Genomic DNA, 20,656 nt, shown 5'->3' with positions numbered 1-20,656 from the left:
CAGGAGGGAACGGGGATGGCCGTACAAGTACAGAATGACCGTGACCGCAGTGCCGATTTGAAAATTGTCGGCAACGGGACGTCAAACGGCGGAGTGTTCAATAAGATCAAAATCGTCGGCGAAGGCGATATCAACGGGGATGTCGATTGCCGAACCCTGACCTGCACGGGAACGCTGGAGGTCGACGGCGGTTTACGTGTCGGGACGGTGAAGGCCACGGGCACAATCGTTGTGTCCGGTCCGATGGGCGGTGAAGAACTGAACTTGACCGGTAATTTAAGTGTCCGGGGCGGTCTGCAAGCTGACAAAGCTCGGCTCAACGGGGAGATCCGTATCGATGGCGGCATCACCGGCGAGGACATCGGCTTGTATGGGAGCTGCGAGTTGACGGGCGACTGCCAAGCTGAGCGTTTACGCCTAAAAGGAGCCATCCAATCTCAAGGGACGATCAATGCCGAGCGCGTTGAAATCGCGATGTTCGGCCGTAGTCAGACGAGTGAAATCGTCGGCGGGCAGATCCGCATCGCCCCGCATCCGACATGGAAGTGGGTGGCGCTATTCAAGTCCTGGGGGACGCCGGGAATGCAGGCAAGCATCATCGAAGGCGATGTTATTCGTTTGGAAAATACCGTAGCCGATATCGTGCGCGGCGGGGACGTCTCGATTGGTCCCGGCTGCCGGATCCGGCTCGTGGAATATACAAAACACTATCATCAGGACCCGCACGCGGAAGTGGGGGAACACCTGAACGTTTGGAGGAACGAGGGATGAACGCGCAACAAAACAGCCGTCTCGGCTTCGTGGTCGCCGGTCTGCTGCTCGGCATTTTAATGGCCGCGATGGATAATACCATCGTGTCCACCGCAATGGCAACCATCGTATCCGAGCTGGGCGGCCTGGACAAATACGTCTGGGTCACCTCGGCGTACATGGTCGCCGAAATGGCGGCGATGCCGATCTTTGGTAAGCTGTCCGACATGTATGGGCGCAAACGATTTTTTGTCTTTGGTATTGCTATGTTTTTGCTGGGATCCGTGTTATGCGGTACGGCTGACACCATCGTGCAGCTTAGCATCTACCGCGCGATCCAGGGGATCGGGGGCGGGGCGTTGATGCCGATCGCGTTTGCCATCGTGTTTGACGTATTCCCGGTGGAAAAACGCGGCGCCATGGGGGGGCTATTCGGCGCGGTATTTGGGATCTCCAGCCTTGCAGGCCCCCTGCTTGGCGCCTTTATCACCGACCATCTGAACTGGCGTTGGAATTTCTACATCAATATTCCGCTTGGCATCCTCGCGCTGTTCCTGATTCTGGCCTTTTATCGGGAATCGGCCGTCCATGCCAAACAGCGTATCGATTGGTGGGGCGCATTGACCTTGATCGGCTCGATCGTCGCCCTGATGTTTGCGCTGGAGCTGGGCGGGCAGCTGTACGCCTGGGATTCCGGACAGATTCTGGGACTGTTCGCGGCCTTTGCCGTGCTGTTTACCACCTTCCTGTTAGTCGAACGGAAGGCGGAGGAGCCGATTATTTCCTTCGGGATGTTCCGCAAACGTCTGTTTGCCAGCAGTAACCTGGCCGGATTGTTTTACGGCGCTGCGTTTATCGCTGCTTCCGTGTATATTCCTTTGTTTGTGCAAGGGGTAACAGGCGGTACGGCAACTAATTCCGGCTTAATCTTGCTGCCGATGACGCTGAGTTCCGTGGTCGCTTCCCAAGTTGGGGGCTTCCTCGTGCAGCGCACCAGCTTCCGTAACGTCATGGTGTTGTCGGCGATCATCTTTATGGCAGGGATTGCTTTGCTCGCGACGATCACGCCGGACACAACCAAAACTCTGCTGTCGATCTATATGGCGATTGCGGGATTTGGCGTCGGGTTCTCGTTCTCCGTGCTGGGGATGTCCGCGATTCAAGATTTCGGACCTTCGCAACGGGGAGCGGCCAGCTCAACCATGTCATTCATTCGCTCGCTTGGGATGACGGTGGGAATTACCGTGTTCGGGATTGTGCAACGCAACCTATTTGCGAACCGGTTAAGCGAATCGCTGTCCGCTATGGGCGGCGGGGCGGAAGGATTACCATCCATGGACGATCCTCGGACGCTGCTCGCCTCCGAAGCGCGCAAGGCGATTCCGGCTCCTGTTCTGGAGCAGATTGTGGGCGGCCTGTCGACGTCGATCACGACGATGTTTTGGTGGACGCTAGTGCCGGCTGTGCTGGCGTTGATCACGGTGTGCTTTATGGGCAACGCCAAAATGATGGGGTATGGGCCGGGAGCCGCTATCGTACAAGAAGCTAAGCCGGCGGCCTCTAAGTAATCTTTTCCGGAAACAAGGGATTAAAAGAAACATTTGACATCACTCTATGAAATATGGATAATCAATAGTTCATCCTAGCAAGTTAAGAAGTAATGAGGTGTTTAGAAGATGAGTCATAATTCACAGGCTTTACCCGCTTCCGGCAGTTTGTTCCGGAACCGGTTCTACCAGACGATCCTAATCTCCAACCTGTTTTTGCAGATCGGGATCTGGGTCCGTAACTTTGCGATTCTGATGTTCGTAACAGATCAGACCAACAACGATCCGCTTGCGATCTCGCTGATTTCTGTCGTCGAATTTGCACCGATTTTTGTGTTCTCCTTCATCGGCGGAGCGTTCGCCGACCGGTGGAAGCCGAAGCGGACGATGATCTGGTGCGACTTCCTGTCCGCGATCTCGGTATTCGCCGTGCTGTTGACCTTGCTGTATGAATCGTGGGAAGCGGTCTATTTTGCGACCTTCATTTCGGCGATTCTGTCGCAGTTCTCGCAGCCATCGGTGATGAAGCTGTTCAAGCAGCATGTTCATCCGGAGAAGGTGCAACAGGGAATGGCGTTGTTCCAGTCGCTGGTAGCCATTTTCATGGTCATTGGGCCGTCGCTGGGGATATTCTCTTACCACCAATTTGGGATCTACGTGTCGATTGGCGTTATGGGCGTGGCGTTCCTGATCTCCGCTTTGGTACTGTTCCGGCTTCCGGCGGATGAGGAGCAAGAGGCAAAGCGCGAGCAAACCGGAAATATCCGCAAAGAACTGGCGGACGGCTTCCGGTATGTATGGCGTAGCCCCGTATTGAAAGTGCTGGGCGCGACGTTCGCGATCGCTGGCTTCTCCGTCGGGATCATCCAGACGCTGGGGTTGTTCGTCGTCACCGAACGGTTGGGCCAGCCTAAGGAATTCCTACAATTTCTTCTGGCGGTTAACGGTGTAGCGATGTTGATTGGCGGCGGTGCAATTATGGGCTTGGCCAAAAAAGTTCCCCCCCAAGTCCTGCTTGCCTTCGGGATGGCGATTAGCGCCGTCTGTATCGTAGGCATGGGGCTGTCGACCAGTGTTCCGTTAACCCTGGTGCTGCAGTTCCTGAACGGTCTGACGTTCCCTTGCATCCAGATCGGGATCAACACGATGATCCTGCAATGGACGGAACAGTCTTATGTAGGCCGGGTCAACGGTGTATTGAGTCCGATGTTCATGGGGATGATGGTCATCATGATGTCGTTGTCCGGCGTGCTGAAGACCATCTTCCCGCTCGTCGGGATTTACGCTGTATCCGGCATCATCATGTTGCTAGGTGCGATGATTCTGGTGCCGATCTTCAAACATAAGCCGGCGCTGCAGCAACAGCCGCAGTTAGGCGAACAGCCTACGAGCTGAGGTTTGGAGGTAAAGAAAAGCTGTCCTTCGGAGGTCCTGTAATTGTAATAGGGGCCCCGTCCGGGACAGCTTTTTTTGCGTTGGGATGAGGTGAAGGTGGTGGGGCGGAATGTTGCAGAAAGTGCAACATTCGGACAACCGACAGGGCCGCGGGGACGGGTAATCGGTCGGTTTACGGTCTGCGCCTATGCGGCGTCGACATATCCTTTGCGGCCGGCGGCGTAGCCGAACAGGGCGGTTAAGATCGATACTCCGGTAATCACGGCAAGCGGAGTATCCCAGCTACCGCTAAAGTCGTGGAGATAGCCGAACAGCGTAGGCCCGAACGCGGCAAGTACATAACCGACCGATTGCGCCATACCCGACAGGGCGCTGGCCTGCTCCGTCGTCCGTGAGCGAAGCGAGAAGAAGACGATCGCAAGGCCGAAGGTTGAGCCGGAGCCGATCCCGAGCAAGAGGATGAAGAGAGCGGCCAGCGAGACCGGCCCTGCCCAGATGCCGCCAAAGCCGATCACGCATAAGGCGGCGGTGGCGGCGGTCAGCCATTTCTGGCTGTTGGACCGCGCGGCGAGCAGCGGCATCAAGAACGAACCGGCCATACTGATCAGTTGCATGAGCGACAGCATCCAACCGGCTTGTTCGGCGCTCATTCCGCGCTCCTGCAGGATATCCGGCAGCCAGGAGATACTGACGTAAAACAGGATCGACTGGAAGCCCATAAACATCGTCACCAGCCAAGCGACCGGAGAGCGCCATATGCGGAAGCGTGTGCCGGTGGCTTCGCCTTGGGTCGATGGGCGGCTCGCCGGGTCGGTGGCCACTCCCACCTCTGAGATGCGGGAGTGGCTTGCGCCCGTGGTCTGGCCGTTGCGCCCGGATGCTTTGTCAAGCCGTGGGAGCAATGGTAGCCAGACGAGGGCGCTGACCGCTGTCAACGCAACCCAAATGGTTAACGCGCCGCGCCACCCGAGCGGGCCTTGGGATAGCGGCACGCTGATCCCGGAGGAGATCGCCGCCCAGAAGGTCAGGCACGTGGTGAACAGGCTGGTCATCAGCCCGACTTGTTGCGGGAAATCGCGTTTGATCAGGCCGGGCAACAGCACGTTGCCGATGGCGATGGCGATGCCGATTAGCGCGGTACCGGCAAATAACGCGGTCACTGACGGCAGCGAACGGACGAGAATACCGCCGGTCATCAGGATCATGCTGAAGAATAACGTTCGCTCGATGCCGAACTTCGCGGACAAGCCCGGCGCAGCCAACGCAAACACTGCGAAGGCGATCAGCGGGAGCGTCGTCAGCATACCCGACAGCGTGTGCGACAAGCCCGTGGCCGCTTCGATCTCGCCGATGATGGCGCCAACCCCGGTGATAGGGGACCGCAAGGCGGCGGCGGTTAGCAGAACCGCGGTGACCAGCAACCAAACGGAGGCGCCGCGTTCCCGAGGCAAGGCGGGGACGATCGTTTTATTCATATGAAAGGAAGCCTCCTTCGCTCTGTTACTCTAGTTTAGAGATTTGAATGGTTATTTTATGCAGTGAATTGATCGCTGACTTGACGAGATACGTCAGACGCAGTTCAGTATACTTCAAGTTACTTTGTGCGGCAACTCAGACGTCAGCGCGGAGAACTACAGCTATTTACGAGTAAACTAACTAATGGAGAAGTGGAAAGATTTCGCAGGCTTGTGGTAGAATGGGACATAGAACAAGTAACCTAGTCGTGAAGCACACGCCTTTTGTTGTCGGATGAAATATCCGTCGACGAAAGGCGTTTTTATTTTCTACGGGGAGGTTAATGAGATGGGGTTTCAGGAGACGTATGCATTGTGGCTCAGCGATCATTTGAGTCATCGGGAAGGCGAGAGGGAACGGAGGCTGCGGGAGGGCCATGGGCACGCAGAGAAGGCTTTTGTCGAAAAAGTGTGGTGGCCCGCCTTCGGGCATTTTCGCCATCTTCATCCCGAATATGAGGTGACGGACTTTAAAGATGGGATGCGCTATCTCGACTTTGCTTACCTTCGCTCGGGAGTACAACTGGCGATCGAAATCGACGGGTTTGGCCCTCACTTACGAAACATCAGCCGTGACCGCTTCTCGGACCAATGTCGGCGGCAAAACGACCTGATTCTGGATGGTTGGAAAGTGCTGCGCTTTACCTACGATGACGTCAGCGACAACCCTCGCTACTGCCAACAGACACTGCAGCAGTTTATGGGAAGGTGGTTGGGAGAGGGGGAGACTTTATTTCAGGCTAACTACCATGAGAAGGAGCTAATTCGTCTGTTCCTACGAGTGGGTAGACCCTTAACACCGGGGGATATTTGCTTGACGATGGGAGTGGAGAACAAAACGGCGCGCAAATGGCTGCGGCAATTGTCGGAGAAACGGTGGATCCAACCCGCTAGCGGAAGCGTACGAGTACGTTCTTATCAGCTTTCACTCGACGCCAAACGGCTTATCTTGTAACTTGGGAAGAAATAGCGCCGTTTTATGGTCTTATTTGACTCGCCAAGACAATTTCCGGGGAAATAACGGTAAAAAATGTCCTTATTACAGGCGGAAAGTCGCGAACGTCGCGAGTATTGACTTCAAATCGTAAAATAACGCCATAATATTCCCTTATTTCGGTAAGGAGGTGTGAATTTGGCGAAATAGCGCCCTTTTTTACCGTTATAACGGGCGATCAGTGGGTTAATGGGTGGGGGGGGCGAGTGCCCCCCCCTAGAAATTCGGACCGTTCACGCCGTCCTCTAAAAGTTGTTTGGGAGGGCGCTCCGACGGCGTGCCCTCGGGACGACCGCTCCTATTGCTATTGTTGGAGTTGCCGCCGCCTGCCGCGCCACCCTTAGTATCGCGCACGGCGATCACTGTCGGCTGAGCCGGGTACGTGTCCTTGGAGAGCAGCATGCGGTCGACCGTGCGGCCGTTCACCATTTTGATCCGATACGTTTCAACGACATACCCCTGTTTCCCGCGTACGAGCACCTGACGGCTTCCGGCTGGGAGGGAGGCATTCGCCACAAATTTGTTTGGTGGAGGGATGATCTCCGTCGTACGGGATTCGAGCGAGTAGCTGACGTTTTCCGGGATATCGCCGAACAGTTTAACGGTGAGTTGGCGATTTTCCACCGTGGCGCGGATTAAGAGATGGTGCCCAGAGGTGTTCTTGAAGCGGAAGTTAATGTAGCCTTTAGCGAACGTCGCGTCCTGCCCCTTAGGCAAATAGCTGACCGGCAGGGAATGGTTCCGCCGCTCCACGATCGACAGCCCGGCACGAACTGCCGCATTGTAGAGGGTGCTCGACACCTGACAGATCCCGCCCCCGACCCCGGGCACTAGCCTGCCCCCAAATATAACCGGGGCTTCTTGGAACCCAAACGTCTTCTCGGCATATTCGATCGCTTCGCCATAATCGAAAATCTCGCCCGGGGCCAGCACAGTCCCATCGATGCTGCGGGCCGCTGAGTCGACGTTATGTACCCGTCCGACCCCGCTGGTCCGCAGACTGGTGGAGAATTGGACGATTTTGCGGCGGATTCCTTCCTTTTTGAGTAGATCCACGGTGATCTTGGGCTGCACGGTTTTCAGCGGCACGGTAAATCGCATTGTGGGAAGCTGGCTCGACAACGATAATGCCTCCTGTGTCGGCATCGGTTTACGCCATGAATGACTTTCCAATCGGCGCACTTCCTCCCCGAGCCGCGTCGGTACGATCTCCAACAAGCGGTTCCAATCGATGCGTTTCACAGCGGTTCCCGGCTGGTAACGGATCTGATCGTCCGTAGTGATCGTCCGCACGGCATTGACCGGAGAGCCAAACTGGGATTTTTCCCATTCAGGGGTAAACACCGTTTGCAGCTTCCGAGGATCAAAAGTTATGGTAAGCATCCACTGTCGATCAAAATTCCTTCTTGTCTGGAGTCGCTCCCATAAAGATCCCTCCCCCAGCCGACGTACCTCCTCCCTAAACGGTTCCGCTCCAAACGTAACCCCTGCCTCCACCCAAGTCATCGTTTTCACACTGCCGTCCACCGTAAACACTACTTGCTTTCGGCTCAATGCGGCGATTTCCTGGTCGAGCAGTTGCAAGGCTTCCGCCCGATGGCGTCGGCTCAACTCCAATCCGGCCACAAGGGTACCTGACGGCAAGCTGTCCTGCGAGACATATAAAGTTAACGCTCCCCAAAACGCCGTGCCGAGGAGGCCGACACAGAGGAAGATCACTGCCAAATGTTTCTTTTTCATAACCGGCTCCTTTATCTAAAGACCTATATTTAATAGAAAAGAACGTTGTACAACCATATGTATGATCAAAATGTCGGAAACTTTCGGGTACTCAAGAGGTAACATCTTTGTTACAATAAAAATCGGACTTCAAGGAAATTACTCAGGTTTTAAAGGATTTGGCAGGAACATGTCGAATGTAAAAAAGGGTCATCTATAGAACGGAATCATAGATCTAGGACGTGATTAAGTGATAGAAATGCAGGATGTCTGGAAGACGTATCCGAATGGAACCCACGCCCTTAAAGGCGTTTCGATCAAAATCGACCGTAATGAATTCGTGTATTTAGTTGGTCCCTCCGGTGCAGGGAAATCGACCTTCATGAAACTAATTTACCGGGAAGAAGTGCCTACCAAAGGGCAAATTTCCGTCAATGGCTTTAACATTGGCAAGCTCAAACCTCGCAAAATTCCCTATGTGCGCCGAAATATCGGGGTTATTTTTCAGGATTTTCGGCTGCTTCCGAAGCTGTCGGCCTACGAGAATGTCGCCTTTGCTTTGGAGGTCATCGAAGCCCCCAAGAAGATCATCAAGAAACGCGTGATGGAAGTGCTCGACCTCGTCGGGCTGAAAAATAAAGCCAACCGCGATCCTTCCCAACTTTCCGGCGGAGAGCAGCAACGTGTGGCGATCGCCCGGGCGATCGTGAATAATCCGTCCGTCATTATTGCGGACGAGCCCACGGGGAACCTCGATCCCGAGACCTCCTGGGGGATCATGCAGCTGTTGGATGAAATCAATTTCCGCGGAACTACCATCGTTATGGCTACCCACAACAAAGAGATTGTGAACACGATGCGCAAACGCGTCATCGCGATCGAACACGGCAATATCGTGCGAGACCAGCTGAGAGGGGAATACGGTTATGAATATTAGCACCTTCTTGCGGCATTTGCGGGAGGGCGCGAAGAGCGTGTTCCGTAACGGCTGGATGTCGGTGGCGTCCGTGACCTCGATTATCGTTTCGCTGCTGATCTTAGGCGTGTTTACCCTGCTTGTGCTAAATGTCAATTCGTTTGCCGATGAGGCGGACAGCCAGGTGCAGATCAAGGCCTATCTGAACACAAATGTGACCGAAGCTGTACGCGATCAGGTATATAACGATATTGGCTCGATGGAAGAAGTCAGCAAAGTCACGCTGATCCCCAAGGCCGAAGGCTTGAAGGATTTCCGGGAAAAGCTTGGCGAGGAAGGCAAGGACTTGTTGGAGGGTTACGATGAAACGACGAACCCGATCCCTGATACGTTCGAAGTGCAGGTCATCGAGCCGACGACCGCGCCTTATGTAGCAAGCAAAATTACCGCGCTGAACGATAAGTACGAGGAGAAGCCGATCTATAAAGTCAATTACGGACAAGGCACGGTGGAGAAATTATTCAAAATCACCCGGGCGATCCGCAATATCGGCTTTGCCTTTGTGGCAGGCCTAGGGCTGATGGCGATGTTCCTCATCTCCAATACGATCCGTGTTACGATTTTGGCCCGCCGCCGTGAGATCGGTATCATGAAGCTGGTCGGCGCGACGAACACCTTTATTCGGTGGCCGTTTTTCGTGGAAGGCGCAATGATCGGTTTGATCGGTTCCCTGATCACCGTTGGCGTGTTGTTCTTCGGTTACAACGAACTGGTATCCTCGGTGAAAGCCGACGTCACCCTGGCCCTTCAGTTGGTTCCGTTAAGCGAGATCGGCCTGGAATTGGGCGGATTACTCGTTGGGCTGGGATTCTTGATCGGGGTTTGGGGAAGTACGATGTCGATCCGGAAGTTTCTGAAGGTATAGTGTATCGCGATCAAAAGCTGAACTTAATAAATTTAATGAGGTTAAAAATCCGGCTTTTCAGCGCCAAGAAGGTTGGATGAAGCTAGGGAGTGAGTAGCGGAGCGTAGCTGGAGGCTACGTGAGCAACTGAAATGTTTCCGAAGGAAACATGGCTTCGGAAGCATCAGCTTGGACTGGGTGAATTCAAGATTCGACGTCGAGTTGCTTCGGAGAATTACATCGCGCTCAAAAGCCGTATTTTTAACTACCTTATACGAAGGATGGGGAAACAAAGTTGAAGAAATGGATAACCACGATCACCGTTGTCGCATTAGCCGCTTTCATTTTCCAACCTACCGAAGGCTTCGCCAAAACGAAAACCATCAGCCAGATCGACAAAGAGCTGAAGCAGCTTCAGGAGCAGGCCAAACAGGCCAAAAAGCAACAAGAAAATGCCGCGAATCAGAAGCAAGAAGCGCAGCATTACGTTAATAAAAACACCAATTACCTGAAACAATTGATGGGGCAGATCGAGGTTGTCAGCAACGAGTTGACCCAAATTTCGCTAGACATTGATAAAACCGAGCAAGACTTGCGGACGACCGCGGAAAAATTGGACCAGACCCAGGCTCGGATCGAGGAACGCTCGCATTTGCTCGATACCCGTGTCCGGCTGATGTATACGGATGGCGTCGTTTCCTATTTGGACGTGCTGCTGTCCTCCACTAGCTTTACTGATTTTCTGGAACGGGCAGACTCCTTGCAGGCGATAGCCAACCAGGACCATGTACTTTTGGATGAGCACAAACGGGACAAGGAACTGATCGTGCAGCAGCAACAACAGTTGAAGCAGGACTATGCAAAAGTGAAGCAGCTTTACGCGGATGCCGAATCCCGCAAGAGCGATTTGGAATCTAAAGAGAACGAGAAGCAGCACCTGATCGCGAAATACAACGCCGACATTGAACAATCCGAAGACATTAGCGAAGAGCAGGAAGCGCTCCTCATTGAACTGGCAACGAAACGGGCCGCTTTGGAGCAAGAGAAGAACAAGCTGAAGGCGGCTCAGGTTTATAAATATAAAAAGAGTTCTAACGGTTCGGGCGGATTCAAAGGCAACGGCGGTTCGTTCGGTCTGCCGGTGGACGGCGCACGAATTTCTTCCGGATATGGTACGCGGATCCACCCGATTACCGGCGTGAAGAAGAAACATACCGGCGTGGATTTCGCGGCCTCCCAAGGTACGGATATCCATGCGGCTGAGGACGGCGTCGTCATCGTTGCAGAATGGTGGAGCGGTTACGGGAATACGGTGATCATCGACCACGGCGACAACGTGTGGACGCTCTACGGCCATATCCGCAACGGCGGAATTAAAGTAGAAAAAGGCGAGCAAGTCAAGAAAGGCGAAAAAATCGCCGAAGTGGGAAGCACCGGCAACTCGACCGGCCCGCATTGCCACTTTGAAGTCCGGATTAACGGAAACCCGGTAGACCCAATGCCTTATTTGTAATAAAATAGCTTTAGTGTTCGAGCGAAAACGGATACCGCCTCTTTTGGGGCAAGGGTCCGTTTTCCCCGTTTGATCAAGGTTATTAGTTGGTTCTTAGCACCGAGAAGGTTGGATGAAGCTAGAGACTGAGTAGCGGAGCGTTCGTAGGCTACGTGAGCAGCGGAAGGCTCGGCTGAATTCAAGATTCGACGTCGAAATGACCCCAATGAAGTTACATCGTGCTAAGGAGCCAATTTGAAAACAACCTTATATTGTAAATATTTCTCATGGGCGGGACATATACTATGGGACGTTCAAAATCGGACGGGCCGGTAGGACCCGGCACGTTGTTTAGATGAGAGTTATTAAATTGGGTTATTAGCACCAATTTGATAACAACTATTTTTCAGAGGCGGTGATCTAGGATGTTTAAAGGTCGTACGGTAACCCTGCTCGTTGTCGCAGCCATGCTGGTCAGCAGCTTGTTGACATTAACGCTGACAGGGGAATGGAGCTTTGCCGGTACGGGACCGCTGCGCAGCGGAAATTTTGCCGACACGGCCGGCACCGGCTCGAAGCAAAACATCAAAAAAATCGAGACGGCGCTGCAGCTCGTCCAGAAAAACTACGTCGAAGACGTGGATACGAACAAATTGATTGATGGCGCGATTGACGGAATGATGAATGCATTGGAGGATCCATTCTCCTCTTACATGGCGCCTGATACGGCGCAGCAATTTTCGGAGCAGATTGAGGGTTCTTTTACCGGAATTGGGGCAGAGGTCTCCATGGAGAACGGGAATGTAGTCGTCGTGTCCCCGATCAAAGGCTCTCCAGCGGAAAAGGCAGGCATTCAGCCGAAGGATATCCTGCTGTCGGTAAACGGCGAATCGTTCGAGGGATTGAGCTTGAATGAAGCAGTGGCCAAAATTCGCGGCCCGAAAGGCACAACAGCCACGGTTAAGGTCAAACGGGCTGGAAATGCCAGCACGCTGGAATTTAAAATCGTTCGTGACGACATCGCCCTGGAGACCGTATATGCGGAGATGAAGGAAGGAAAGGTCGGAGTCATCGAGGTTACCGAGTTCTCCTTGAATACGGCCGATCGTTTCAAAAAAGAGCTGGCTGCCTTAGAAAAACAAGGCATGAAGGGTCTGGTAATCGACGTTCGGAACAACCCGGGCGGGGTGCTTGACGTCGTCGAAGCGATGTCCGAGGTGTTCGTGCCGAAGGGCAAAGCCATCGTTCAAATCGAAGATAAGTACAAACGCCGGCAACAGTCGGTTTCCAAAGGAAGCGGCAAATCCTATCCGATCGTTGTCGTCACTAATAAGGGCAGCGCAAGCGCCTCGGAGATCCTAGCCGGAGCGTTGCAGGAGTCCGCGGGAGCGAAGCTGGTTGGCGAAGCCACCTATGGTAAAGGTACAGTGCAATCGAGCTATAGCCAGGAGATGGGGGACGGCAGCCTGCTGAAAATCACCATCGCCAAGTGGCTGACGCCAAACGGCGAATGGATTCACAAGAAGGGGATCAAGCCGGATATTGCGGTGTCTCAACCGGACTATTTTACGGTAGCCCCAATCAATAAAGAAAAAACGTACAAATACGATATGCTCGGCGAAGATATCAAAAGCGCCCAAACGATGCTGGATGGACTCGGATACGCTCCGGGCCGGAAGGACGGTTACTTCGATAAAAATACCGAGAAGGCGTTGAAGAAATTCCAGTCCGACCAAAAGCTCACGGTGAACGGCGTACTGGATGCGAAAACAGCCGAGGCGCTGGAGAGCAGCGTCATTAAACAAATCCGCGATCCGAAAAACGATGCGCAGTTAAATCGCGCACTCGAGGTTGTACGGAAGGAAATCACCTCATAATTGTCGAATCCCTTAGAGGGCTGAAATCCGGCCCTCTTTTTTTCTGATTAGCGGAAGTGTATAAGTTAACATAAAGGAGCGTGAGTACCTCTTGGATCTCATTCTGGAAGGATTATGGAGTCTGGCGGAAGCAGGGGTGCAGCTGTTGCTGCAGCCGTTTTACTATATTTCGATCATCGTCGTCCTGCTGATCTATCGCAGGCAGGTTGTGCTGGAACGCCGTCTGTTCCATGTTCGCCTGCACAGCTGGGGCTTGCAGACTTGGCGTACCGTTCTTGCCGGCTTGTTGGCGGGTCTGGCGGTTTCCGTCGTCTTCGTATTCCTGGGAATGAATCTGACGATGGAGGGGATCCTCTGCCTCTGGGCGGTTACGATCGTGCTGATGCTGTTCCGCATACGCTATTTATGCCTGGCCTATTCCGTGGGTATACTCGGGTTATTTCAGTTCGGGTTGAATTTGTTCCCGGGATTTGCGGGCAGCGGCTTCGTGGGCGACGTCGTGCGTATCGTCCGAGAGCTGGACATCCCGGCGCTGCTCTGTCTTGTTGGGCTGCTGCATCTAGTTGAGGGCATGCTGGTACGGTGGCAGGGCGCGTCGTTTGCCGGACCGTTGTTTTACGAAGGGAAGCGGGGCAAGCTGATCGGCGGGTACCAAATGCAAAGCTTGTGGCCGGTGCCGTTATTCCTGCTTATTCCGGCTCAAACCACGGGCGGGGTGCTGCCGTGGACGCCGTTGTTCGGCGGGGATGCTTGGCAAGGCGGCTTTGGATTGATGGCGCTGCCGATTGTGCTTGGATTCTCGGAGATGACGATGGGGCTGCTGCCAAAAGACAAAGCCCGCATCTCGTCCGGCCGGCTGTTGGGTTACGGCGCGGTCATCACGGTATTGGCGCTGTTAACGGCGTGGTGGAGCCCGCTGCTGCCGGTAGCCGCACTCGCGGCGTTTGTGCTGCACGAAGCGCTGATTTGGCTGAGCCGTTTCGAAGAGCAGCAACGCAGCCCGTTGTTCGTCCATCCGCAGGGGGGACTGAAGGTGCTTGCGGTGCTGCCGGGCAGTCCGGCGGAAGAGCTTGGGATCCGGGCTGGCGAGTCGATCGTGAAGGTCAACGGCGTGCCGGTGCCAACCAAGGAGGATCTGCATGCAGCGCTGCGGATCAACCCGGCTTTTTGCAAGCTGGAGGTGCTGAATCTCGCGGGCGAGAGTAAATTCCTCCAGCGCGCCATCTACGCCGGTGATCACCACCAGCTCGGCGCGATCCTCGCGCCGGATGAGCTGGCGCCGGCGGCGGTAAGGCTGCAGCCACTATCGCTGCTGCAGCTGCTGCGCCCGCGCACGAGCGCCCGCGCGGTGCGTGGCGCTCGGGGCGCCACGCCCGCACCGCAGCGCGAAGCGCGGGCGGGCGGCGGTGCGCCGGCGGCGGCCGATGGGCCGGCCGCCGAGGCGTAGGGCGCGCGCGGGCCAGGGGCACCCTACGCCTCGCCGCAGCGCGGATAACAAAACCCGCCTGGGAGGTTTTTCTCCCCGGCGGGTTTTTGGTTGCTTAACGGACCTAGATGCCGCTATTTACATGGGATACGCAGCTATGGGGGATTTAACGGACCCAGATGCTCTTATTTGACTAGATTCCGGTCTAACTATGCCATTTTACCTGAAATAAGGGCTCCTCAGTCCGTTAGAGCGGGAAATGATGTGGGAAATAGCAAATAAGGTCACTGGGGTCCGTTAGAACCTGGGTCGGGAGTGCGAGAAAATGCGAGAAAATGCGGGAAAGTGCGGGGATTTCCAAGACCCTAACGAGCAAGACGATAAGTCCGATAACGACTCGTTCCGCTGGCAACAACTAGTTGCTGTTTGTGAGCCAACCCATGCAAAATACGTCTGGCGTGACGGTCCGTAATCCGTAAATGCTCCGACAGCTCGAGTGGGCTAAAGGGCCGTACTGTCCGCCGTGCAAATCGTACCGTTTCTGCCTCCAGCCAATCCAAGTCGGGTTGTATCGCTGTAGTCATAAACCTTCCGATAAACGACAAGACCAACTGCTGACATTGCTTCGGCTCCTCCACGATAGACAAATAAGCGATGGGGAGTAACGTCCAGCCATCTAACGCCAGTAAGCTGTGCCGCCAGCATAAATCCTTGAAACGCCGTACGTCCAGATCTCTTGCATGGGGGCCGTAGCCCTGAATTTCAATAGCCCCTTTCACCGATCCTGATCCAGGGAGATAGGCGAGGTCCAAGTATCGGTAACCGTTGTTGAAGTCCCGCACCTCCCATTCCGCGTATAAGAAATCGAATTGACCTACGGCAGGGTACCAGACGAGTCGCAAAAATTCCATGGTGCCGTGTCCCAATCCCTTTTTGAGGAGCTCCAACCGTCTAGGGTTCTTCTCTTCCTCCATTTGGCGTGCCATCCACGCATTAAAGGCTTGAACAAATTTCATTCCAACTCATCCTTCCTGCATCTGTGAAAACAAAAACGCCGCCCCGATCCCATTCCACCCCACTATGGGTCGAAGGATCAAGACGGCGTGTGCTTCACGGCCTGTTTGAGCATAGTTTATCGCTTTTAGTGTCTGCTGGCAATGGTTCAGTAGGCTGTTCCTTACCAATTGTTACTGCTAACGGACCGAGTGGCCCTTATTTAGTCCGTAAACATCAGTTGTAGATTTTAACGGATCCCAGAGACGTTATATGGTGCAAATTCGAGCATTAGCGCCGATGAACTAGCCAATAAGGCTTCTTCAGTCCGTTAGCTGGGGAAATAGGCCGGGAAATAGCGAATAACGTCACTGAGGTCCGTTAGAGCTAGGTTCGCGGAAAGGGCCCGGGCCATCGGCGCGGATACACACCCGACGACTCGCCCCCTACTTCTGCAACTGCCGTAACACCGTGATCTCCACCCGGCGGTTCTTCTGGCGGCCTTCGGGGGTGTCGTTGTCCGCGGCGGGGCGGGTATCGGCGTAACCGGCATATTGGAAGTGCTGCGGGTCCAGCTTCTCCTTGTCCACGAAAAACCGCAGCACCGACAGCGCTCTTGCCCCCGACAGCTCCCAGTTGTCCTTAAATTCCGACGCATACACGATCGGCAGGCTATCGGTATGGCCTTCAATACTGATCACGGTATTGAGCTGCCGGAACAAGCTGGCCAGCTTGGCTAGCGTCTTGGCCGAACCGCTCTTCAGATCGGCTTGTCCGGTGTCGAACAGGAACCGGTCGCTTAACGTGATCGAGATGCCTTTCGGCAAGTCGGTCACGCGGATTTGATCCTCAAGTGAGTTGTCCTTGACATAAGCCTCGATCAGCTTCATCAAATTCGCGAGTTCTTCCTCCTGTTTGCGAAAAGCAAGCTCCCGCTCCGTCAACGGCCCTTGACCGGTACTGTCCGCTTGCCCCGTTGTGCCTTTTCCCTCGCCTTGCTTGCTGCCGTTATCGGCTGAAGCCGGCGGATTCTTGTGGTTGTACCTTCCCTCCGTCCCGGTAATCCCGCTGCCCAACTCCAGGATGGAATCCCCGCCTTTGAACGTCTGCTGGAGGGAGGAGGTCACGACTTCATATTTTTCCACGTCTAAACGGCTCATGGCATACATCATCACGAAAAAAATCAACAACAACGTAATTAAATCCGCATAGGTAATCAACCAGCGGTCCTTCGTTTCGTTGCGCTCCGCACGGCGTCCGCGCCTGCGGGGTTCTCGCGGCGAACGTTCCGGCCCCGTGTTCTTGCCTGATTTACTACTCGGCCTCATCGCTCATTCTCCTCAGAGCTGCGAATGCGGGAGCCGATTTCGAATCCAGCCGGTTTCTCCGGTTCGCTGTCAGGCAGAAGCCGTGTGGTTTCCGCGGTAAAAGACTCCAGCTTCCGCCGCACGAGCAAAGGATGGTCGCCGTTTTGGATCGACAAAATCCCTTCGAGCATCATATCCATCCGATCGATCTCGTCATCGCAGCGCGCTTTGATTTTGGAGGCGATCGGAAGGAAGATCAGGTTGGCACTGGCCACCCCGTATAACGTCGCCGTAAAAGCAAGTGCGATCGATGGCCCCAGCGCGGTCGGTTCGGACAAGCTGCCGAGTACGTGGATGAGCCCCATTACGGTGCCGATAATCCCCATCGTTGGAGCGTACCCGCCGGCCGATTCGAATATTTTGGCGTAGCCGTCATATTTTTTCGATACAGCATCGATTTCTAGCTCCATGATTTGCCGCACCATCGCGCGGTCTGTACCATCCACCACAAGCTGAATGCCTTCGCGCAGAAAAGGATCCCGATGCTCAGCAGCCTTTTTTTCCAAGGCCAATACGCCTTCGCGGCGAGAGATCGATGACATCCCGACAATATCTTCGATTACGTCATCCTGTGCAGGAGATTTGCTCATAAACGCCAGCGCCAACGCCTTCGGCACCGTACGCAGCTTGGCGACGGGGAAGCTGATCAACACTGCGGCGAAGGTGCCGCCAAACACGATCAAAGCGGCGGTAATCTGCAGCAAACCACCCAATTGACCGCCTTCCAGCATAAATCCGCCAACCAAGGCGGCTAGTCCGACAATGATGCCTATCAGCGTTGCAATATCCATGGATTGTGTACAACTCCTATTCTCGACTTACCGTTTGCATCTATAGGATGAAAAAGGTATAATACATGGGAACACCCATTCCTATTTTGATAAATTTAGGAAGGACTCGAAGGCTAAGCTTGGTTTATTCATCGGAATGATGACGATCCTAGTTTAGATGAAGAAACGAACATCTTGAGGAAACCTCTCATGCATAGATAGAACGAATACCGGAGACGCCTCTAGTATTCCATTTTAGACGATAGGGTGATGTTGGACAATGAGTGAAATCGTGGTTAGCGACAATAAATTCGAGCTGATCTCCGAATATACGCCACAAGGGGACCAACCGGAGGCGGTTCGACAACTGGTGGAGGGTACACTCGCTGGAAAGAAGCACCAGACGTTACTCGGGGCGACCGGGACAGGAAAGACGTTTACGATCGCTCATACGATCGCGAAGCTCGGACGGCCCACCCTCGTCATCGCGCATAACAAGACTTTAGCGGCGCAGCTGGCCAGCGAGTTTCGCGAATTTTTCCCCAATAACTCGGTTGACTACTTCGTTAGTTACTACGACTACTACCAGCCGGAAGCCTACATTCCTTCCTCCGACACCTATATCGAGAAAGATTCCAGCATTAATGAAGAAATCGATAAATTACGTCACTCGGCGACGAGCTCGTTGTTTGAGCGGCGGGATGTTATCATCGTGGCGAGCGTGTCGTGTATTTACGGTCTCGGTTCCCCGATGGAGTATCGCAATTTGGTACTGTCGCTGCGGGTAGGGATGGAAAAGCCGCGCAATCAGATTTTGAGCCGGCTGGTGGATATCCAATATCAACGGAACGATTTGAACTTTGTGCGCGGTACGTTTCGGGTTCGCGGCGACGTGCTGGAAATCTTTCCGGCCTCCCGGGGCGAGCAGGCGGTGCGCGTGGAGTTTTTTGGCGACGAGATTGAGCGGATCACGGAAATCGATGTGTTGACCGGAGAGTTAGTCGGCGAACGCGATCACATCGCGATATTCCCAGCGTCTCACTTCGTTACTCAAGAAGAGACGATGAAGGTCGCCATCACGAACATCGAACGTGAACTGGAAGAACGGCTGGAGGTATTCCGTGCGCAGGGGAAACTGCTGGAAGCCCAGAGGCTGGAGCAGCGGACGCGCTACGACATCGAAATGATGAAGGAGGTCGGCTTCTGCTCCGGGATCGAGAACTATTCGGGACCGTTAACTTTCCGGGAGCGGGGGGCGACGCCGTATACGTTGATGGATTATTTTCCGGATGATATGCTGATCGTCATCGACGAATCCCACGTTACGCTGCCGCAAATCCGAGCGATGTACAATGGTGACCAGGCGCGTAAAAATGTGCTGGTGGACCACGGTTTCCGTCTGCCATCCGCGTTGGATAACCGCCCGCTGCGGTTCGAGGAGTTCGAGGAGAAAGCGACGCAGCTGATCTATGTATCGGCTACGCCGGGTCCCTATGAGTTGGAGCATTGCCCTACGATGGTGCAACAGATCATCCGTCCGACGGGTCTGCTGGATCCAATTATCGAGGTACGGCCGACCAAGGGACAGATCGACGATTTGATCGGGGAAATCCGCGACCGTATCGCTAAAGATGAACGCGTACTGGTAACAACACTGACCAAGAAGATGTCGGAGGATTTGACCGATTACCTGAAGGAAGTCGGCATCAAAGTCAGGTATCTCCATTCCGATATCAAAACGTTGGAACGGATGACGATCTTGCGCGACCTGCGGCTGGGGACGTTCCATGTACTGATTGGGATCAACCTGCTGCGGGAAGGTCTTGACTTGCCGGAGGTGTCGCTGGTGGCGATTTTGGACGCCGACAAGGAAGGTTTCCTGCGCTCGGAGCGATCGCTGATCCAGACCATTGGTCGGGCCGCGCGGAACTCGGACGGCCGAGTGCTAATGTACGGCGACTCGATCACGGAGTCGATGGATCGGGCGATCAAGGAGACCGAACGGCGGCGCAGCATTCAGATCGCTTACAACGAGGAGCACGGTATCACGCCGCAGACGATTCGCAAGAAGGTCCGCGACGTGATCGAGGCGACCAAGGTGGCGGAGAGCAAAGCCGATTATCTGGCCGACGCCAAAGGCAAGATGTCCAAACGCGACCGCGAAGCGATGATCGGCCGTCTGGAAGTCGAGATGAAGGAAGCGGCCAAGAACCTGCAATTCGAGCGCGCCGCGGAGCTGCGTGACGCGATTTTGGAGTTGCGGGCTGAGTGATGGCTGACAGAGTGCAACCCCTCTAAATGGGGGTGACTATAGGCCGCGAGCCGGTTGCTGTAGGTAGCATCGTTGACCGGATTCGAGCGGGGAAGGCCGGCCTTGATCGCTAGGACCGGATCCTGCCGTCGCCGTCTTCCGCTGTTGTTGCCTTCGACCAGGGGGCGCGAACCATTGTAAAGGAACTGAGCGACCTTATTAGCTCTAAGAACTACCGTTTTTCATTCTAACGGAACGAGGAGACGCTATTTACTCGAGAATGACCGTATACGCAGAGATATATGCCCAATAAGGTCTCTGTGTTCCGTTAAACCGGGAAATATCCGGGAAATGATCGAATAACGTCTCTACGTTCCGTTAGGTTAATTTCATAGTTTAGGAATCGGGTTATCAGCACCGAAAAGGTTGGATGAAGGAGAGAGGGAGTAGCGGAGCGTAGGCAGACCTACGTGAGCAACGGAGTGACCGACTGAATTCAAGATTCGATGCCGAATACGCTCCTACGAATAACATCGTGATGGGAAGTTGGTTTGAAAAAGTTCAATCAAGTTTAAAAATCGGGTTATCAGCACCGAAAAGGTTGGATGAAGGAGAGAGGGAGTAGCGGAGCGTAGGCAGACCTACGTGAGCAACGGAGCGACCGACTGAATTCAAGATTCGACGCCGAATACGCTCCTACGAATAACATCGTGATGGGAAGTTGGTTTGAAAAAGTTCAAT

Annotated in this window: 15 protein-coding genes; 10 read left to right on the top strand and 5 right to left on the bottom strand. The window is 54.3% G+C overall.

The window, feature by feature from the left end:
• Positions 1-15 precede the first annotated feature (15 nt).
• The 3 genes from MKZ15_RS21005 (at position 16) to MKZ15_RS20995 (ending at position 3,692) form a co-directional block, all read left to right on the top strand.
• Positions 16-771 (top strand): polymer-forming cytoskeletal protein, encoded by a 756-nt coding sequence (locus MKZ15_RS21005; RefSeq protein WP_339817870.1) that lies wholly within the window; start codon positions 16-18, stop codon positions 769-771.
• Positions 768-2,318 (top strand): DHA2 family efflux MFS transporter permease subunit, encoded by a 1,551-nt coding sequence (locus MKZ15_RS21000; protein ID WP_213622157.1) that lies wholly within the window; start codon positions 768-770, stop codon positions 2,316-2,318. The genes MKZ15_RS21005 and MKZ15_RS21000 overlap by 4 nt, the downstream gene beginning before the upstream one ends.
• A 108-nt stretch (positions 2,319-2,426) precedes the next feature.
• Positions 2,427-3,692: an MFS transporter gene (locus tag MKZ15_RS20995; protein WP_155608199.1), complete on the top strand. Its 1,266-nt coding sequence runs from the start codon at positions 2,427-2,429 to the stop codon at positions 3,690-3,692.
• 185 nt (positions 3,693-3,877) lie between these two features.
• Here the strand turns inward: MKZ15_RS20995 and MKZ15_RS20990 are convergent, their stop codons facing one another.
• A complete protein-coding gene (locus MKZ15_RS20990) occupies positions 3,878-5,167 on the bottom strand; it encodes an MFS transporter (RefSeq protein WP_339817864.1) in 1,290 nt (429 codons plus the stop codon).
• 328 nt (positions 5,168-5,495) lie between these two features.
• Here MKZ15_RS20990 and MKZ15_RS20985 point away from each other — a divergent pair, with 328 nt between their 5' ends.
• Positions 5,496-6,161 carry a DNA-binding response regulator gene (locus tag MKZ15_RS20985; RefSeq protein WP_339817863.1) on the top strand — a complete coding sequence of 222 codons (666 nt, stop codon included), beginning with the start codon at positions 5,496-5,498 and terminating at the stop codon, positions 6,159-6,161.
• A gap of 255 nt (positions 6,162-6,416) precedes the next feature.
• Here the strand turns inward: MKZ15_RS20985 and MKZ15_RS20980 are convergent, their stop codons facing one another.
• Positions 6,417-7,940, bottom strand: coding sequence for a VanW family protein (locus MKZ15_RS20980; RefSeq protein WP_339817861.1), 1,524 nt, complete (start codon positions 7,938-7,940; stop codon positions 6,417-6,419).
• Positions 7,941-8,169: 229 nt separating this feature from the next.
• Here MKZ15_RS20980 and ftsE point away from each other — a divergent pair, with 229 nt between their 5' ends.
• The 5 genes from ftsE (at position 8,170) to MKZ15_RS20955 (ending at position 14,555) form a co-directional block, all read left to right on the top strand.
• Positions 8,170-8,856: a cell division ATP-binding protein FtsE gene (gene ftsE / locus MKZ15_RS20975; RefSeq protein WP_193417900.1), complete on the top strand. Its 687-nt coding sequence runs from the start codon at positions 8,170-8,172 to the stop codon at positions 8,854-8,856.
• The gene (ftsX, locus tag MKZ15_RS20970; RefSeq protein ID WP_155608195.1) at positions 8,846-9,760 is read left to right on the top strand and encodes a permease-like cell division protein FtsX; all 915 of its coding nucleotides are present in this window, start codon (positions 8,846-8,848) and stop codon (positions 9,758-9,760) included. The genes ftsE and ftsX overlap by 11 nt, the downstream gene beginning before the upstream one ends.
• 274 nt (positions 9,761-10,034) lie before the next feature.
• The gene (locus MKZ15_RS20965; protein ID WP_339817858.1) at positions 10,035-11,252 is read left to right on the top strand and encodes a peptidoglycan DD-metalloendopeptidase family protein; all 1,218 of its coding nucleotides are present in this window, start codon (positions 10,035-10,037) and stop codon (positions 11,250-11,252) included.
• A 404-nt stretch (positions 11,253-11,656) separates the two neighbouring features.
• Entirely contained in the window at positions 11,657-13,108 is a 1,452-nt protein-coding gene (locus MKZ15_RS20960) for a S41 family peptidase (RefSeq protein ID WP_339817857.1), read from the top strand.
• 91 nt (positions 13,109-13,199) lie between these two features.
• Positions 13,200-14,555, top strand: a complete 1,356-nt coding sequence (locus MKZ15_RS20955; protein WP_339817855.1) for a PDZ domain-containing protein — start codon at positions 13,200-13,202, stop codon at positions 14,553-14,555.
• A gap of 344 nt (positions 14,556-14,899) precedes the next feature.
• On the opposite strand, the gene MKZ15_RS20950 is transcribed toward MKZ15_RS20955, so the two are convergent.
• The 3 genes from MKZ15_RS20950 to MKZ15_RS20940 all read right to left on the bottom strand — a co-directional run bounded on the left by MKZ15_RS20950 (position 14,900) and on the right by MKZ15_RS20940 (position 17,685).
• Positions 14,900-15,550 (bottom strand): transcriptional regulator, encoded by a 651-nt coding sequence (locus tag MKZ15_RS20950; RefSeq protein ID WP_339817853.1) that lies wholly within the window; start codon positions 15,548-15,550, stop codon positions 14,900-14,902.
• A 423-nt stretch (positions 15,551-15,973) separates the two neighbouring features.
• Positions 15,974-16,855, bottom strand: a complete 882-nt coding sequence (locus MKZ15_RS20945) for a flagellar motor protein MotB (RefSeq protein ID WP_213622149.1) — start codon at positions 16,853-16,855, stop codon at positions 15,974-15,976.
• Positions 16,852-17,685, bottom strand: coding sequence for a flagellar motor protein (locus MKZ15_RS20940; protein ID WP_339817850.1), 834 nt, complete (start codon positions 17,683-17,685; stop codon positions 16,852-16,854). The genes MKZ15_RS20945 and MKZ15_RS20940 overlap by 4 nt, the downstream gene beginning before the upstream one ends.
• A 259-nt stretch (positions 17,686-17,944) precedes the next feature.
• On the opposite strand from MKZ15_RS20940, the gene uvrB reads away from it, so the two are divergent.
• Positions 17,945-19,936: an excinuclease ABC subunit UvrB gene (uvrB, locus tag MKZ15_RS20935; RefSeq protein ID WP_339817848.1), complete on the top strand. Its 1,992-nt coding sequence runs from the start codon at positions 17,945-17,947 to the stop codon at positions 19,934-19,936.
• The last annotated feature ends 720 nt before the right edge of the window (positions 19,937-20,656 follow it).

Origin of the sequence: Paenibacillus sp. FSL R7-0216, assembly GCF_037969915.1 — a bacterium.
Taxonomy (GTDB): Bacteria; Bacillota; Bacilli; order Paenibacillales; family Paenibacillaceae; genus Fontibacillus; species Fontibacillus rhizolycopersici.
This window is presented reverse-complemented; position numbering and strand designations above follow the sequence as displayed.